This is a genomic window from Escherichia sp. WS1265 (genome assembly GCF_046487585.1).
GTDB lineage: Bacteria > Pseudomonadota > Gammaproteobacteria > Enterobacterales > Enterobacteriaceae > Escherichia > Escherichia coli.
In genome coordinates, this window is sequence record NZ_JBJQJE010000021.1 from 79,806 (window position 1) to 96,867 (window position 17,062).

17 protein-coding genes are annotated in these 17,062 nt (G+C 49.5%); 8 read left to right on the forward strand and 9 right to left on the reverse strand.

What is annotated here, in order from left to right:
- The first annotated feature begins 114 nt into the window (after positions 1-114).
- The 7 genes from ACJHX3_RS19420 (at position 115) to ACJHX3_RS19450 (ending at position 8,181) form a co-directional block, all read left to right on the forward strand.
- Positions 115-222 (forward strand): hypothetical protein, encoded by a 108-nt coding sequence (locus tag ACJHX3_RS19420; RefSeq protein ID WP_001305582.1) that lies wholly within the window; start codon positions 115-117, stop codon positions 220-222.
- Positions 223-427: 205 nt separating this feature from the next.
- Complete coding sequence (gene gltA / locus ACJHX3_RS19425) at positions 428-1,711, forward strand: citrate synthase (protein WP_000785834.1); 1,284 nt, start codon at positions 428-430, stop codon at positions 1,709-1,711.
- Positions 1,712-2,100: 389 nt separating this feature from the next.
- Complete coding sequence (locus tag ACJHX3_RS19430; protein ID WP_001558845.1) at positions 2,101-2,667, forward strand: fimbrial protein; 567 nt, start codon at positions 2,101-2,103, stop codon at positions 2,665-2,667.
- Positions 2,668-2,717: 50 nt separating this feature from the next.
- Positions 2,718-5,177 (forward strand): fimbria/pilus outer membrane usher protein, encoded by a 2,460-nt coding sequence (locus tag ACJHX3_RS19435; protein ID WP_072146591.1) that lies wholly within the window; start codon positions 2,718-2,720, stop codon positions 5,175-5,177.
- A gap of 15 nt (positions 5,178-5,192) precedes the next feature.
- Positions 5,193-5,924: a molecular chaperone gene (locus ACJHX3_RS19440; RefSeq protein WP_024044164.1), complete on the forward strand. Its 732-nt coding sequence runs from the start codon at positions 5,193-5,195 to the stop codon at positions 5,922-5,924.
- The gene (locus ACJHX3_RS19445) at positions 5,921-6,982 is read left to right on the forward strand and encodes a fimbrial protein (protein ID WP_024044165.1); all 1,062 of its coding nucleotides are present in this window, start codon (positions 5,921-5,923) and stop codon (positions 6,980-6,982) included. The genes ACJHX3_RS19440 and ACJHX3_RS19445 overlap by 4 nt, the downstream gene beginning before the upstream one ends.
- Before the next feature lie 152 nt (positions 6,983-7,134).
- Entirely contained in the window at positions 7,135-8,181 is a 1,047-nt protein-coding gene (locus ACJHX3_RS19450; protein WP_024044166.1) for an AbrB family transcriptional regulator, read from the forward strand.
- On the opposite strand, the gene nei is transcribed toward ACJHX3_RS19450, so the two are convergent.
- Genes nei through ybgI form a run of 5 tightly spaced genes read right to left on the reverse strand, consistent with a single transcriptional unit; the run spans position 8,178 to position 12,077 of the window.
- Positions 8,178-8,969 (reverse strand): endonuclease VIII, encoded by a 792-nt coding sequence (gene nei / locus ACJHX3_RS19455; RefSeq protein ID WP_024044167.1) that lies wholly within the window; start codon positions 8,967-8,969, stop codon positions 8,178-8,180. The genes ACJHX3_RS19450 and nei overlap by 4 nt on opposite strands.
- Before the next feature lie 35 nt (positions 8,970-9,004).
- A complete protein-coding gene (pxpA, locus tag ACJHX3_RS19460; RefSeq protein WP_024044168.1) occupies positions 9,005-9,739 on the reverse strand; it encodes a 5-oxoprolinase subunit PxpA in 735 nt (244 codons plus the stop codon).
- Entirely contained in the window at positions 9,729-10,661 is a 933-nt protein-coding gene (gene pxpC, locus ACJHX3_RS19465; RefSeq protein WP_000912727.1) for a 5-oxoprolinase subunit PxpC, read from the reverse strand. Before pxpC ends, pxpA begins: the two co-directional genes overlap by 11 nt.
- Entirely contained in the window at positions 10,655-11,311 is a 657-nt protein-coding gene (gene pxpB, locus ACJHX3_RS19470; protein ID WP_094321995.1) for a 5-oxoprolinase subunit PxpB, read from the reverse strand. Before pxpB ends, pxpC begins: the two co-directional genes overlap by 7 nt.
- 22 nt (positions 11,312-11,333) lie before the next feature.
- Positions 11,334-12,077, reverse strand: a complete 744-nt coding sequence (ybgI, locus tag ACJHX3_RS19475) for a radiation resistance protein YbgI (protein ID WP_000798871.1) — start codon at positions 12,075-12,077, stop codon at positions 11,334-11,336.
- A gap of 270 nt (positions 12,078-12,347) precedes the next feature.
- On the opposite strand from ybgI, the gene dtpD reads away from it, so the two are divergent.
- Positions 12,348-13,829 carry a dipeptide permease DtpD gene (dtpD, locus tag ACJHX3_RS19480; RefSeq protein ID WP_001032697.1) on the forward strand — a complete coding sequence of 494 codons (1,482 nt, stop codon included), beginning with the start codon at positions 12,348-12,350 and terminating at the stop codon, positions 13,827-13,829.
- Positions 13,830-13,870: 41 nt separating this feature from the next.
- Here dtpD and phrB read toward each other — a convergent pair whose 3' ends face one another.
- From phrB to ACJHX3_RS19500, 4 genes are all read right to left on the reverse strand, one after another.
- Positions 13,871-15,289 (reverse strand): deoxyribodipyrimidine photo-lyase, encoded by a 1,419-nt coding sequence (phrB, locus tag ACJHX3_RS19485; RefSeq protein WP_094308381.1) that lies wholly within the window; start codon positions 15,287-15,289, stop codon positions 13,871-13,873.
- Complete coding sequence (locus ACJHX3_RS19490) at positions 15,286-15,795, reverse strand: YbgA family protein (RefSeq protein WP_001076020.1); 510 nt, start codon at positions 15,793-15,795, stop codon at positions 15,286-15,288. The genes phrB and ACJHX3_RS19490 overlap by 4 nt, the downstream gene beginning before the upstream one ends.
- A 284-nt stretch (positions 15,796-16,079) precedes the next feature.
- Positions 16,080-16,454: a hypothetical protein gene (locus ACJHX3_RS19495; protein ID WP_000494465.1), complete on the reverse strand. Its 375-nt coding sequence runs from the start codon at positions 16,452-16,454 to the stop codon at positions 16,080-16,082.
- The coding region (locus ACJHX3_RS19500) for an RHS repeat-associated core domain-containing protein (protein ID WP_175098455.1) at positions 16,439-17,062 on the reverse strand (624 nt) is incomplete at its 5' end. The genes ACJHX3_RS19500 and ACJHX3_RS19495, both read right to left, overlap by 16 nt.

Below are 17,062 nucleotides of genomic sequence, written 5' to 3' on the forward strand. Positions count from 1 at the left end.
TTTTATCCTGAACAGTGATCCAGGTCACGATAACAACATTTATTTAATTTTTAACCATCTAATTTGACAATCATTCAACAAAGTTGTTACAAACATTACCAGGAAAAGCATATAATGCGTAAAAGTTATGAAGTCGGTATTTCACCTAAGATTAACTTATGTAACAGTGTGGAAGTATTGACCAATTCATTCGGGACAGTTATTAGTGGTAGACAAGTTTAATAATTCGGATTGCTAAGTACTTGATTCGCCATTTATTCGTCATCAATGGATCCTTTACCTGCAAGCGCCCAGAGCTCTGTACCCAGGTTTTCCCCTCTTTCGCAGAGCGGCGAGCCAAATAACAAACGGGTAAAGCCAGGTTGATGTGCGAAGGCAAATTTAAGTTCCGGCAGTCTTACGCAATAAGGCGCTAAGGAGACCTTAAATGGCTGATACAAAAGCAAAACTCACCCTCAACGGGGATACAGCTGTTGAACTGGATGTGCTGAAAGGCACGCTGGGTCAAGATGTTATTGATATCCGTACTCTCGGTTCAAAAGGTGTATTCACCTTTGACCCAGGCTTCACTTCAACCGCATCCTGCGAATCTAAAATTACTTTTATTGATGGTGATGAAGGTATTTTGCTGCACCGCGGTTTCCCGATCGATCAGCTGGCGACCGATTCTAACTACCTGGAAGTTTGTTACATCCTGCTGAATGGTGAAAAACCGACGCAGGAACAGTATGACGAATTTAAAACTACGGTGACCCGTCATACCATGATCCACGAGCAGATTACCCGTCTGTTCCATGCTTTCCGTCGCGACTCGCATCCAATGGCAGTCATGTGTGGTATTACCGGCGCGCTGGCGGCGTTCTATCACGACTCGCTGGATGTTAACAATCCTCGTCATCGTGAAATTGCCGCGTTCCGCCTGCTGTCGAAAATGCCGACCATGGCCGCGATGTGTTACAAGTATTCCATTGGTCAGCCATTTGTTTACCCGCGCAACGATCTCTCCTATGCAGGTAACTTCCTGAATATGATGTTCTCCACGCCGTGCGAACCGTATGAAGTTAATCCGATTCTGGAACGTGCTATGGACCGTATTTTGATCCTGCACGCTGACCATGAACAGAACGCCTCCACCTCCACCGTGCGTACCGCTGGCTCTTCGGGGGCGAACCCGTTTGCCTGTATCGCAGCAGGTATTGCTTCACTGTGGGGACCTGCGCACGGTGGTGCTAACGAAGCGGCGCTGAAAATGCTGGAAGAAATCAGCTCCGTTAAACACATTCCGGAATTTGTTCGTCGTGCGAAAGACAAAAATGACTCTTTCCGCCTGATGGGCTTCGGCCACCGCGTGTACAAAAATTACGACCCGCGCGCCACCGTAATGCGTGAAACCTGCCATGAAGTGCTGAAAGAGCTGGGTACCAAAGATGACCTGCTGGAAGTGGCTATGGAGCTGGAAAACATCGCGCTGAACGACCCGTACTTTATCGAGAAGAAACTCTACCCGAACGTCGATTTCTACTCTGGTATCATCCTGAAAGCGATGGGTATTCCGTCTTCTATGTTCACCGTGATCTTCGCTATGGCACGTACCGTTGGCTGGATCGCCCACTGGAGCGAAATGCACAGTGACGGTATGAAGATTGCCCGTCCGCGTCAACTGTATACAGGATATGAAAAACGCGACTTTAAAAGCGATATCAAGCGTTAATGGTTGATTGCTAAGCCGTTTACTTTCCGGACCCGCCTTTAATAGAGCGGGTTCTTTTTTATATGGCTGAACATAATAAATTGTAAAAATTAAACCAGATGCAAATACCCATTAATAAGGTGAAAAAATGTGACAAGTCACATACTGAGCAGAATGATAAGTTTATTTTTATACTTTCCTGCCGGTAGCATTGTTAACCCAATGAAAATTATGCATATCCATCCCACCCCATCTTTCATCTCATTAAACAATAAATTTATACACTCAATTATTCCATTCTTTATATAACAAGATTTTTAATATTGTTAAATAAAACCAAATACATTCAACTGTCAGTTAATATATTCTTGCCTCGCAACACTCTATCTCATTATTTAAAGGACTCAGCTATGTTTAAAGGACAAAAAACATTGGCCGCACTGGCCATATCTCTGCTATTCACAGCACCTGTTTATGCGGCTGATGAAGGATCCGGTGAAATTCACTTTAAAGGTGAAGTTATTGAAGCACCGTGTGAAATACATCAGGATGATATTGATAAAGAGGTTGAACTCGGTCAGGTGACCACCAGCCACATTAATCAGTCGCATCACAGCGATGCCGTTGCTGTCGACCTGCGCTTAGTCAACTGCGATCTGGAAAACTCCAACAACGGTTCCGGCGGCAAGATTTCTAAAGTTGCAGTCACCTTTGACAGCTCAGCGAAAACCACCGGCGCAGATCCGATTCTCAACAACACCAGCACGGGTGAAGCGACCGGTGTCGGCGTGCGTTTAATGAATAAAGATCAAAGCAATATCGTTTTAGGCACCGCTACTCCAGATATCGACCTGGCACCAACCTCCAGCGAACAAACGTTAAATTTCTTTGCGTGGATGGAACAAATTGATCAGGCTACGCCCGTAACACCAGGCGCAGTTACGGCGAATGCGACCTACGTACTGGATTATAAATAAGTATCACTTTGGCGGCGTCATCGCCGCCTTTCTTCAAATATTTATCAGGTATGGACACCGTGAATATTTATCGACTCTCTTTTATATCCTGCCTGGTCATGGCGATACCTTCCGCATTGGCGGTCGAATTCAACCTGAATGTCCTCGATAAATCGATGCGAGATCGCATTGATATTTCATTATTAAAGGAAAAAGGGGGCATTGCTCCCGGTGAATATTTTGTTAGCGTTGCAGTAAATAACAACCAAATCAGTAACGGACAAAAAATTGACTGGAAAAAGAACGGTGACCAAACCATTCCGTGTATTAATGATTTACTGGTAGATAAATTTGGTTTAAAACCTGAAGTTCGTCAGTCGTTACCACGGTTAAACCAGTGCGTCGATTTTAGCTCCCGGCCTGAAATTCTCTTCATTTTTGATCAGGCTAGCCAGCAACTGAATATCACTATTCCACAAGCCTGGCTGGCGTGGCACTCAGATAACTGGACTCCCCCCTCAACATGGAAAGAAGGTGTCGCCGGCGTCCTGATGGACTACAACCTGTTTGCTAGCAGCTACCGCCCACAGGATGGTAGCAACAGCACTAACCTGAACGCCTACGGTACCGCTGGAATTAACGCCGGGGCATGGCGCTTACGCAGTGATTACCAGCTTAATAAGACCGATAGCGAAGATAACCATGACCAGTCAGGCGGAATATCGCGCACCTATCTTTTTCGTCCATTACCGCAATTAGGTTCAAAATTAACCCTTGGTGAAACGGATTTCAGTTCCAATATTTTCGACGGCTTTTCTTATACCGGCGCGGCACTGGCAAGTGACGATCGGATGTTACCGTGGGAGCTACGCGGCTACGCCCCACAAATCAGCGGCATTGCACAAACCAACGCCACCGTCACCGTGAGTCACTCAGGGCGAGTTATTTACCAGAAAAAAGTCCTACCAGGTCCGTTTATTATTGATGACCTCAATCAGTCTGTTCAGGGCACGCTGGATGTCAAAGTGACGGAAGAAGATGGTCGGGTGAACAATTTCCAGGTTTCGGCAGCATCGACGCCCTTCCTGACTCGCCAGGGACAGGTTCGCTATAAATTGACCGCGGGTCAGCCACGGCCCTCCATGTCACATCAAACTGAAAATGAAACCTTTTTTAGCAATGAAGTTTCCTGGGGGATGCTGTCAAATACCTCGCTGCACGGCGGCCTGCTGATTTCGGGTGACGACTACCATTCTGCCGCAATGGGTATCGGGCAAAATATGCTCTGGCTTGGTGCATTGTCGTTTGATGTCACCTGGGCCAGTAGTCAGTTTGATACTCAGCAGGACGAGCGGGGCTTAAGTTACCGCTTTAATTACAGCAAACAAGTGGATGCCACTAACAGCACGATTTCGCTCGCCGCTTATCGCTTCTCAGATCGTCATTTTCACAGCTACGCCAACTATCTGGATCACAAATACAACGACAACGATGCGCAGGACGAAAAACAGACGATCAGCTTATCTGTGGGGCAACCGATTACCCCACTGAACCTCAATCTGTACGCCAACCTGCTGCATCAAACCTGGTGGAATGCAGACGCCTCCACGACCGCCAACATCACGGCGGGTTTTAATGTTGATATTGGTAACTGGAGAGATATCTCGATCTCGACGTCATTCAATACAACCCATTACGAAGATAAAGATCGCGACAATCAGATTTACCTGTCGATTTCGCTCCCCTTCGGTAACGGGGGGCGGGTCGGTTATGACATGCAAAACAGTAGTCACAGCACCACGCACCGCATGTCGTGGAATGATACGTTAGATGAACGTAATAGCTGGGGCATGTCTACCGGACTGCAATCCGACCGTCCGGATAATGGAGCCCAGGTGAGCGGTAACTATCAGCACCTGAGTTCAGCGGGTGAGTGGGATATTTCTGGTACCTATGCCGCCAATGATTACAGTTCCGTCAGCAGCAGCTGGAGCGGTTCTTTCACGGCAACTCAATATGGTGCGGCGTTCCATCGTCGCAGCTCCACCAATGAACCACGTCTGATGGTCAGTACCGATGGCGTGGCAGATATTCCGGTTCAGGGCAATCTCGACTACACCAACCATTTTGGCATTGCGGTGGTGCCGTTGATTTCCAGTTATCAGCCTTCCACCGTGGCGGTGAACATGAATGATTTACCCGACGGCGTAACAGTGGCAGATAACGTTATCAAAGAAACGTGGATTGAAGGCGCGATAGGTTACAAATCGCTGGCTTCCCGTTCCGGTAAAGACGTTAACGTCATCATTCGCAACGCCAGCGGTCAGTTCCCTCCCCTCGGTGCGGATATCCGCCAGGAGGATAGCGGCATTAGCGTGGGAATGGTTGGCGAGGAAGGACACGCCTGGTTAAGTGGAGTCGCTGAAAATCAACAATTTACCGTGATCTGGGGTGATAGCCAGCGTTGCTCGATCCATCTTCCTGAACATATGGAAGACACCGCAAATCGCCTGATTTTACCTTGTCATTAATTAAGGAAATGAAAAATGACATTTATGAAAGGACTTCCCCTTTTGTTGTTGATTGCCAGTCTGTGCAGCTACGCTGCGCTACAACCCGATCGCACTCGCATTGTGTTTAACGCTAATGATAAAGCCACCAGCCTGCGAGTGGATAATCGTAGCGATAAACTCCCCTACCTCGCTTATTCCTGGCTCGAAAATGAAAAAGGGGAGAAAAGCGACGATCTTCTGGTCGCCCTGCCACCGATACAACGTCTGGAACCGAAAGCAACAACGCAGGTGCGGATAGTCAAGCAAGCCTCGACCGCGAAATTACCTGGCGATCGCGAAACGCTATTTTTCTACAATATGCGTGAAATTCCTCCCTCCCCAGAAAAAAACAGCGGCCATGCCGTTCTGCAGGTCGCTATCCAGAGTCGTATCAAGGTGTTCTGGAGACCGTCCGCGTTACGCAAGAAAGCAGGAGAAAAAGTCGAGCTACAGTTACAAGTCAGCCAGCAGGGCAATCAACTTAACTTAAAAAACCCGACCGGCTATTACCTGACAATCGCCTACCTGGGACGAAATGAGCAAGGTGTTCTCCCGGGCTTCAAAACCGTGATAGTTGCGCCTTTTAGTACAGTAATTACAAACACCGGAAGTTATAGCGGCAGTCAGTTTTATCTCGGTTATATGGATGATTACGGCGCGTTACGCATGACGACGCTCAATTGCAACGGACATTGCCGTTTACAAGCAGTGGAGGCGAAGAAATGAGTACTGGCAAAGGATTGTTGCTCGTCATCTGTCTGTTATTTCTGCCATTGAAGTCTGCGCTAGCGCTGAACTGCTATTTTGGTACTTCCGGCGGAACGGTAGAAAAATCGGAAGCGATTCAACCCTTTGCTGTGCCAGGTAATGCCAAACCCGGCGATAAGATCTGGGAATCTGACGATATTAAAATTCCCGTCTATTGTGACAACAATACCAACGGCAACTTTGAAAGCGAACATGTCTACGCATGGGTAAACCCCTACCCGGGGGTGCAGGATCGCTATTATCAACTCGGCGTAACTTACAATGGCGTTGATTATGACGCCAACCAGGGAAAAAGCCGCGTCGACACTAACCAGTGTATCGACAGTAAGAACATTGACATTTATACCCCTGAGCAGATCATCGCGATGGGATGGCAGAACAAAATTTGCTCGGGCGATCCCGCTAATATTCATATGTCGCGTACCTTTCTCGCTCGCATGCGGTTATACGTCAAAATACGAGAAATGCCTCCGCATGATTATCAAAGTACGCTTAGCGACTATATCGTCGTGCAATTTGATGGTGCCGGTAGCGTTAACGAAGACCCTACCGCCCAAAACCTGAAATACCATATTACTGGTCTGGAAAACATTCGTGTACTGGATTGCAGCGTCAATTTTTCTATTTCACCAGAAACACAGGTGATTGATTTTGGTAAATTTAACCTGCTGGATATTCGCCGCCACACAATGTCGAAAACATTCAGTATTAAGACGACAAAATCACAAAATGACCAGTGCACCGACGGATTTAAGGTCAGCTCTTCGTTTTATACCGAAGAAACATTGATTGAAGAGGATAAAGCACTGCTGATTGGTAATGGACTGAAGCTCCGTTTGCTGGATGAAAATTCTTCACCCTATACTTTCAACAAATACAGCGAATATGCTGATTTCACCAGCGATATGTTGATCTACGAAAAAACCTATACGGCTGAACTTTCGTCCATTCCCGGCACCCCCATCGAAGCGGGTCCCTTCGATACAGTGGTGCTTTTTAAGATTAACTATAACTAATTTATCATGATGCCCTTTGCAGTCAGTAAAGGGCCTCTCTTTCAGAAAATTGCTGATTTTCCCCTTTTCCTTGATTGCTGTTATTTTTTCCTGGCCCGGCTTTCTTTATGCTGTATCGATACACCAAAGAAAAAATAATGAGGGAGCGAAGGATGCCAGTTTTGCAGTGGGGAATGTTATGTGTGCTCTCATTTCTCCTTTCTATTGGCTTCCTCGGATTACATCTCCCGGCGGCGCTATTACTTGGGCCGATGATCGCCGGGATCATCTTCAGTATGCGCGGGGTTACCCTGCAACTCCCCCGCTCCGCTTTTCTCGCCGCGCAGGCCATTCTTGGCTGCATGATTGCGCAAAACCTGACCGGTTCGATCCTGACCACGCTGGCGGTGAACTGGCCGATTGTGTTAGCTATTTTACTGGTGACGTTACTTTCCAGCACCATCGTGGGTTGGTTATTGGTGCGCTATAGCTCACTGCCTGGAAATACCGGTGCCTGGGGTTCTTCTCCTGGCGGCGCGGCGGCAATGGTCGCTATGGCGCAAGATTACGGCGCAGATATTCGCCTGGTGGCGTTTATGCAATATCTGCGAGTGCTGTTCGTCGCGGGGGCCGCTGTTCTGGTCACCCGCATGATGCTGGGCGATAACGCTGAAGCGGTTAACCAGCAGATCGTCTGGTTCCCGCCAGTGAGCATTAATCTCCTGCTTACGATTTTGCTCGCGGTCGTTGCCGGTACGGTGGGATGCTTGCTACGTCTTCCTTCCGGCACGATGCTCATCCCGATGCTGGCGGGCGCAGTGCTCCAGTCTGGTCAGCTCATCACCATCGAACTACCAGAATGGCTGCTGGCGATGGCGTATATGGCAATTGGCTGGCGGATTGGTCTTGGTTTCGATAAGCAAATCTTACTGCGGGCATTGCGCCCGCTGCCACAAATCTTGCTGTCGATTTTTGCTCTGCTAGCTATTTGTGCAGGTATGGCGTGGGGACTGACCCGGTTTATGCACATTGATTTTATGACTGCCTACCTCGCCACCAGCCCCGGCGGGCTTGATACCGTGGCGGTCATCGCCGCAGGGAGCAATGCCGATATGGCGCTCATTATGGCGATGCAAACCCTGCGCCTGTTCAGTATTTTGCTGACGGGACCTGCCATTGCGCGGTTTATTTCAACCTATGCGCCGAAACGGTCGGCCTAGTGCTGACAGCCAGGGCACCAGTAAAACGGGCGAGATGACAGCGTGGTTTTCTCAATGATGCCGCCACAGCGTTCGCACAGTTCGCCATCACGATGAAAAACCTTAAAGCGAAACAGCGCCCCATGATGTTTATTCTCATCCACCTGCCCCCGCGTAGCGTAGGAAAATCGAGGAATATCCAGTAACGCGTGTGCGAGTGCATCCAGTTGCGCCGCATTGAGATCTTTCGCTTTATGATTTCCAGTCAACCCAACCTGCCAGAGGATCTCCACCCGCAAATAATTGCCAAGCCCAGCCAGAAACGCCTGATCGAGCAGTAATCCAGCAAACTGACGGTTACGAAAGCGCGGCGACAATAACCGTTCCTTTACCACCTCCGGCGTCAGATTCGGATCCAGCACATCGGGACCAACGCGTTGTAAAAACGGATGCGTGGTCAGTTGTTCCGGCCTCAACATCTCAATATCCGAGGCGCTATAAAGCAGAATGGTTTTGTCAACCGTTTGCAGTTTTACCCGCAATACTCGCGTAGTCTGCGGCTCTTCGCCGGTATCAACCACGCGCCAGACGCCGTAAAGCTGATTATGGCTGTAGAGCGTTAATTCGTTGGAAAAATGAGTTAACAACGCCTTACCACGCGTTTCCACATGGGTAACGTGTTGACCGATAAGTTGTGATTGATAAGATTTTAACTGCGGGAAGGCAAACCAGACATCAGTTAGTGGTTTGCCTTTGATCGCCGCCTCCAGGTTATCCGCTGCACGGCGGATCTCCGGGCCTTCAGGCATGGTGATATCCTTTTTTCATTCTTTATTAAGCGGGGTTATGCTGCGACAACAATCCCCTTTTCGGCAAATGTAAAGCGTAGTCGGCGGGCGAATGCCAGTGCGTGTTCTCCATCGCCATGCAGGCAGACCGTTTGCGCCGTGACCGTTGCCCATTCGCCGTTGATACTTTTGACTCTGCCGTGTTGCACCATCTCCAACGTTTGCGCCAGCGCCTGTTCTTCGTTTTCAATCAACGCGCCTGGCTGGCTTCGCGGCACCAGCGAGCCGTCAGCCTGATAACCGCGATCGGCAAACACTTCCTCGCGCGTTATCAGACCATATCGCTTGCCTGCACGAATCAGCTCGCTTCCCGCCAGCCCGACGAGAATCAATGACGGATCGCAAGCGTATACCGCTCTGGCGATGGCGTCTGCCAGTTGTGCCTCTTTCGCCGCCTGGTTGTATAACATGCCGTGCGGTTTGACATGACGCATTACGCCCCCTTGCGCACGGGTAATCGCTGCCAGCGCGCCAATTTGATACAGCGTCTGGGCGTAAACGGTTTCTGGCGGCAGCTGCATGGCACTGCGACCAAAATTTTCCCGGTCGGGAAAACTCGGGTGAGCGCCAATCGCGACACCATTTTTTATTGCTTCACGCACGCAAGCCTGCATGATTTGCGCATCGCCTGCATGAAATCCACAGGCAATATTGGCAGATGAAACCAGCGTTAATAGCTCTGCGTCGCTGGCACAGCCTTCGCCCAGATCGGCGTTAAGGTCAATTTTCATTGTGCAGCCGCCACGCTAATTGTTCGAAATAACGTTGTTGATCTTGCCGCGCTTTCAGTGCCTCTTCCAGTGAACACTGGACAAAATGAATCGGCTGACCGAGCGGAATTTGCGCCAGATGGTACATATCAGCCTCAATGATACAGGCAATACGCGGATAACCACCGGTGGTCTGTGCGTCGTTCATCAATACAATCGGCTGACCGTTATGCGGCACTTGCACCACACCCGGCAACAAACCGTGAGATAACAGTTCGCGATCGGTGGTGCGTTTTAAAATTTGCCCCTGTAAGCGATAGCCCATGCGGTTACTTTGCGGACTAAGCTGCCAGGGCGAACGCCAGAATGCATCCTGCGAGGCGCGATCGAACTCATGATATTCCGGCCCCGGCAAGGCGCGAATGCGGTTGCCCCACAGCAACTGTTTAACGCCCTGCGCTTCCATAAAATCACGCTTCGATTTACCCATCGGGAGTCGGTCACCATCCTTCAGTAAACGGCCTTCCAGCCCACCAATCCCCACTTTGAGATCGGTACTGCATGACCCCATTACCGGCGGAACATCAATACCACCCGCGACCGCCAGATAACTGCGCATCCCGTGCTGCGGGCGTTTAAGCGTTAAACGCTGGCCTGCTTTCATCGGCAAGCGCCAGCCAGTCCAGACGGCATTATCATCCAGCCGCGCTTCGCAACCTGCCCCCGTCAGGGCAAACCAACCATCAGTTTCGAACTCTACCGTTAACTGACCGAGCGTTATCTCCAGCGCGGGGGCATTGGCGTCATTACCCACCAGCAGGTTAGCAATGCGTAACGCAGGCATATCCAGTGCGCCGCAGTGGCTGATACCCGACTGGCGAAAACCGTGACGACCGCCATCCTGCACAGTGGTATACATGCCCGCACGAATAATCTTCAGCATACTCCCTCCTTCTGCGGTACAAAGCGCACGCTGTCTCCCGGATGTAATAAGATGGGTTCGTCACGCGCCGGATCAAACAGGCTGAGTGAGGTATGACCAATCAACTGCCAGCCACCCGGCGTTGCCAGCGGATAAACACCAGTCTGCGGCCCGCCGATCCCGACAGAACCTGCCGGAACGAGCAAGCGCGGTTCAGCGCGCCGTGGCGTGTGTAGTTGTTCCGGCAAACTCCCGAGATACGGGAAGCCCGGTTGAAAACCTAAAAACCAGACCACGTATTCCACGGAGGAGTGCAATTCAACAACCTGTTTCTCACTCAACCCACAATGCGCCGCGACCACCGCTAAATCCGGTCCGCCTGCACCACCGTAAACCACCGGAATTTCAATAAAGCGAGACTCCGGCTCCAGCGCCTCACTCTCCTCCCACCAGCGTTGCAAACGCTCTATGGCATCCAGCGCCAGCGACTCAGGATTACGCAAAATCACCGTGATATTGTTCATGCCGGGAATGGCTTCAACCACATTCGGCATATCCACCAGACGCTGTGCCAGTCGCCAGATCCGTCTCTGGCTAGCCAGCGTCACCGGCGGTTCCAGTTCCAGCACTACCGCCGTTTCACCTATCAGATAACAACGCGCTCGTTGCACTTTCGATCCCTCTGATTATTCGTTATGCAGGATTAGGAATATCAATAAAGGTCACATCAAGATCGGTATTTTCATTCAGCCACTCGCTCAACGCGCGAATACCACCACGTTCAGTGGCATGGTGACCCGCAGCATAAAAATGCAATCCCTGCTCGCGGGCTGAATGAATGGTCTGTTCAGAAACTTCGCCAGTAATAAAAGCATCCACGCCAAAACGCGCGGCGCTATCGATAAAACTTTGCCCGCCGCCCGTGCACCAGGCAACGCGCTGGACCACCTCAGGTCCGGTATCGCCACACCATAACGGCTTACGTCCCAGACGCGCTTCAATCCAGGAGGCTAGTTCCAGTCCCGGCACAGGCATGGTCAGTTCGCCCCACGGCACCAACGGCTCAATTTCGCCCATGACCGTGATCCCCAGTAACGCCGCCAGCTGTGCGTTATTGCCCAGCTCAGGATGTGCGTCAAGCGGCAAATGCCAGCCATACAGGTTGATATCATTTGCCAGCAACGTTTTTAAACGGTTACGCTTCATGCCGCGAATGACCGGAGATTCGCCTTTCCAGAAGTAGCCATGATGCACAATGACCGCATCCGCGCCCAGACGCACTGCCTCATCGAGCAAAGCCTGGCTGGCAGTGACACCGGTAACAATTTTTTGCACCGTCTCTTTGCCTTCCACCTGCAAACCATTCGGCGCGTAATCACTAATCGCCGCGCTGTTCAGTTTTTCGTTAATCAGTTGTTCCAGTTCGGTGTTTTTCATCTTCGCGCCTTCCGTATTCTGATAGCTACACCGTTAACATAGCGTTACCTCGCCTGTTCGTCGATAGCCAATCTTTTGACATATTAAGAAACAAACCCGACGCCAAAAGACGCAAATTGTTTATATCATCACGCTTCAGCTAATGTATATTTATGCAATCAGACAGCATATTGCATAAATAATCAGATCTGTATCAAAGTTTTAACTTTAAGGAAACACAAGCACGCCGCGCAACTATTACGTGACGTTGCAGTCAATTGTGGAATTATTATGAATAAACACGCATCACAGCCGCGCGCTATTTACTATGTCGTTGCGCTGCAAATCTGGGAATATTTTAGCTTTTACGGCATGCGTGCCCTGCTGATTCTCTATCTCACCAATCAACTAAAATACAACGATACTCACGCCTACGAGTTATTTAGCGCCTACTGTTCGCTGGTGTATGTCACGCCAATCCTCGGTGGCTTTTTGGCGGATAAAGTTCTCGGTAATCGCATGGCGGTGATGCTGGGGGCGTTGTTGATGGCGATCGGTCATGTGGTGCTGGGTGCCAGTGAGATCCATCCGTCATTCCTCTATCTGTCCCTGGCGATTATCGTTTGTGGCTATGGTCTGTTTAAATCCAACGTCAGTTGCCTGCTCGGCGAGCTGTATGAGCCAACCGATCCGCGTCGTGATGGCGGCTTCTCGCTGATGTATGCGGCGGGTAATGTGGGGTCTATTATCGCACCTATCGCCTGTGGCTACGCCCAGGAAGAGTACAGTTGGGCGATGGGTTTTGGTCTGGCGGCGGTTGGCATGATCGCGGGTCTGGTTATCTTCTTATGTGGCAATCGTCATTTCACACATACCCGTGGCGTTAACAAAAAGGTACTGCGTGCGACAAACTTTCTCCTGCCCAACTGGGGATGGCTGCTGGTTCTGCTGGTGGCAACGCCTGCGCTGATTACCGTACTGTTCTGGAAAGAGTGGTCGGTATACGCCTTAATTGTCGCGACTATTATTGGCCTGGGTGTATTGGCAAAAATTTATCGCAAAGCAGAAAACCAGAAACAGCGTAAGGAGCTGGGGCTGATTGTGACGCTCACCTTCTTCAGTATGTTGTTCTGGGCCTTCGCACAACAGGGGGGTAGCTCGATTAGCCTTTATATCGACCGCTTCGTTAACCGCGATATGTTTGGTTATACCGTTCCGACTGCTATGTTCCAGTCGATTAATGCCTTCGCAGTTATGCTGTGCGGTGTGTTCCTGGCGTGGGTGGTAAAAGAGAGTGTCGCGGGTAATCGTACCGTGCGCATCTGGGGAAAATTTGCTCTTGGCCTTGGCCTGATGAGCGCCGGATTCTGCATTCTGACCTTAAGCGCCCGCTGGTCCGCAATGTATGGTCACTCTTCTCTGCCACTAATGGTGTTAGGCCTGGCGGTGATGGGCTTTGCGGAACTGTTTATCGACCCGGTTGCTATGTCGCAGATTACGCGCATTGAAATCCCTGGCGTGACTGGCGTATTAACTGGCATTTATATGCTGCTTTCCGGCGCGATTGCGAACTATCTGGCTGGCGTGATTGCCGATCAGACATCGCAAGCTTCGTTTGATGCTTCCGGGGCGATCAACTACTCCATCAATGCATATATTGAAGTATTTGATCAAATTACCTGGGGCGCACTGGCGTGTGTAGGAGTGGTGTTGATGATTTGGCTGTATCAGGCGCTGAAATTCAGAAACCGCGCGCTGGCGCTGGAATCTTAACAGGCCAGCACCATACCTGATAAAACGCTCGCTGCGTTTTATCAGGCTCCTTTCCTCGCTTCTTCGTACGCTGCCAGCGTTCGCAGCCTTGCCTCTTTGTGATCAACTATCGGTTGCGGATAATCCAGCGTCACACCTGCTTTCTGCACCCACTTCCACGGCTCATGCACCGCTTTCCCTGGTACATCGCGCAGTTCCGGTAGCCACCGGCGGATAAACTCGCCTTCGCGGTCAAATTTCTCGCCCTGGGTTGTCGGGTTAAAAATACGAAAATACGGCGCTGCATCGGTTCCGGTTGAAGCGGCCCACTGCCAGCCACCGTTATTGGCTGCCAAATCACCATCAATCAGCTGCGACATGAAATATCGCTCGCCTTCGCGCCAGTCGATCAATAAATCTTTCACCAAAAAACTGGCTGTAATCATCCGTAGCCGGTTATGCATCCAGCCAGTGCTGTTAAGCTGACGCATGGCAGCATCAACAATCGGGTATCCCGTTTTACCTTCTTGCCAGGCTTTAAAATGGGCGGGATTGCGCTGCCACTGCACACGATCCGTCCAGACAATAAACGGACGATGTTTACACAACGAGGGGTAATACGTCATCAAATGGCGGTAGAACTCGCGCCAGATCAGCTCATTAAGCCAGACACTACCGGCCCCACCGTCCAGCGCCTGCGGCTGTTCCGCCAACAGGCGATGCAGACACTGGCGAGGCGATAACCCGCCCGTTGCCAGGCTGGCGGACAAACGGCTGGTACCTTCAACTGCCGGAAAATCTCGTTGTTGCTCATACTCTCCGGCACCGTTCTGGCAAAACTGGCGTAATTGCGCAATCGCCGCTTTTTCTTCCACCGGAAAATGCGCAGTATCGAAAGGCTGACGAGGATAATTCAGCGTAATGGATGGCGCGGGATCTATCGATTCGCTACTACGTACTTTTGGCGCAGCGACGCACTCCGGCATCCCTTCTCGCAGCCGTTTCAGCCAGGCGTTTTTAAACGGCGTAAAGACTTTGTACATCTCATGATTGCCAGTCATCACCGCCCCCGGCGGCAGGATCACGCTGTCGTCAAATCCTTCACACACCACGTTACGCAGCGTTCTCTCAACCTGCACATCCCGCGCCCGCTCATTCACCTCATACTGATAGTTATAAAACAGATGGGTAACACGATTTTCCGCGCACACCTGTTTAACTATTTCGACGCTGGCGGCAAAGTCATCCACTTCATGAAACAGCAAAGGAATGCCTTTTTCCGCCAGCGCGATTTGTAGCCCGTTCAGTTGTGCATTGATAAATTCAGCCTGACGCGGCGACATATTATGCGCCGCCCACTGGCGTGGTGTAGCGATATACAACGCCAGCACGCATGCAGACGAATTGCGGCAGGCGGCAGCCAGCGCGAGATTATCGTGCAGACGTAAATCCTGGCGAAACCAGACCAGATGAGTAGTCATAAAACTCCTGAATGGCGCAAGTTAATCACACGCGGCCAAAGTTCGAAATAACGCTGCCCTGAAAGCCAGGCGTCAGGATAAAGCGCCATATAGTGTTTGATACGCATCAGCGGCGCAAGAAGCTGTTGCTCGCCACGGCGATAACTGTCGATAAGCGCCGCCAGCTGCTGGCGTTCTGTGGAATCAATATGTGGGCGAAAATATCCCTGAACGTGCATCAAAACGTTAGTATGATCACGCCGGTTGGCAGGGTGAGAAAGCAAAACAATTACGCGTTGGCGGTACTGGTTGTAATAGTCATCCAGATTTTGCCACCGGTGAATATCTGCCACGAACGGGCCAAGTTTGCGGTACTCGGGCTGGGAATGGGCCAGAAAGACGAGTTTATAGCGGCTGTGATAATCGTTGAGTGCCCCGCGCGTTAAGCCATGTTCTTTCAGTCGATATAGCTCATAAATCGCGAAGATGCGGATTAGGGTGCTTTCATCAAATCGTTGCTGATTCATTACTGCTCCTGAACGGTTTACAGGAGTAAGTGTAGACGATGGTAAATGAATTTTGTGGGGCAGAGTTTTTGCGGGGAAGTATTTTGTTGGTAAAAATATTATCAACTTCATCTGAGCGAGAATTATTCTACTATTTTCCGAGCTGCATTCATTTTTTGCATTTTTTATTTTTAGAAAATAACAATTCTCAAAGCTTAATTACCTCACTATTAATTGTATTTCAAACCAATAATCGCACTCCATTTTCTCTTTTTAAAAAATATAAACACTGTTAAAACAAATATTTATTTCGTTATCTTAAATGCTATTTCTACATCACTCGTCCTTATAATCAAATTATTCTTATTCATAGCTATTTTTGCAGGTTTAAAATAGCGGCTTTCACCAAAGTTAGCCATAAAAATTAGACTACAAGTTCTCCCAGCCTTTGCACATGAGAAAAACCACCCATCAACTCTATTTATTCCTGAACCTTTAACACCATAATAAATCAGAATTTCTGGGTATTGTTCATCCTTCACGTTTTCATATTTTTGGTATTTAATTGAAAACCAAGAGTCTATACTGCCAACATCTTCAAAAAATATTGGAGCTGATGTTTCCGCATGAACATATGCAGAAAATGCTAACAAAATGGCAATACTTAGTTTGGTAAACATATCGTTCCACACTTTTCAGGATAATCTATTGGGGGGAGGGGATCTTTTCCTCTAAATCTAATTGCACCCACGCCTTGTTTGTCAGACCATTCGCCATTTGCATCCTGACGATACCAGTGATAATCCCCACCCATTCCTATAAAATTGTGAGGACGAATAAACAATTGAGCTTTATGGTAACCAGATGGACAACTCCCATTATCTAAATCCTTGGCACCATCATTTTTTGACGCTTCAAAAATACTACTACAAGTGAGTTTAGAAAACTCTTTTCCAGATAATTCTCCAGGTTGTAATCCTCCGCCGCCAAAAATCCTACTCCCAGGATTTCCATACCTATTTAGAGCATATGAATAGCAATTATTTACGGCAAGATAATACGCATCTGAATTTAGTTCTCGATTGAATACTGGAGCAGGTTTATCAATTAAGCCCAGCGGATCAATAGAATAGGTTGGATGTATGGAAGCATATACATACTGATTCCACCCGCCTTCCAGCCCAATCGGATCCTGAGTGATATACCGCCCCTGCAGCGGGTCATAATAGCGGTGGCGGTTGTAATACAGGCCTGACTCCTCATCATACTGCTGACCCGGCAGGCGGAT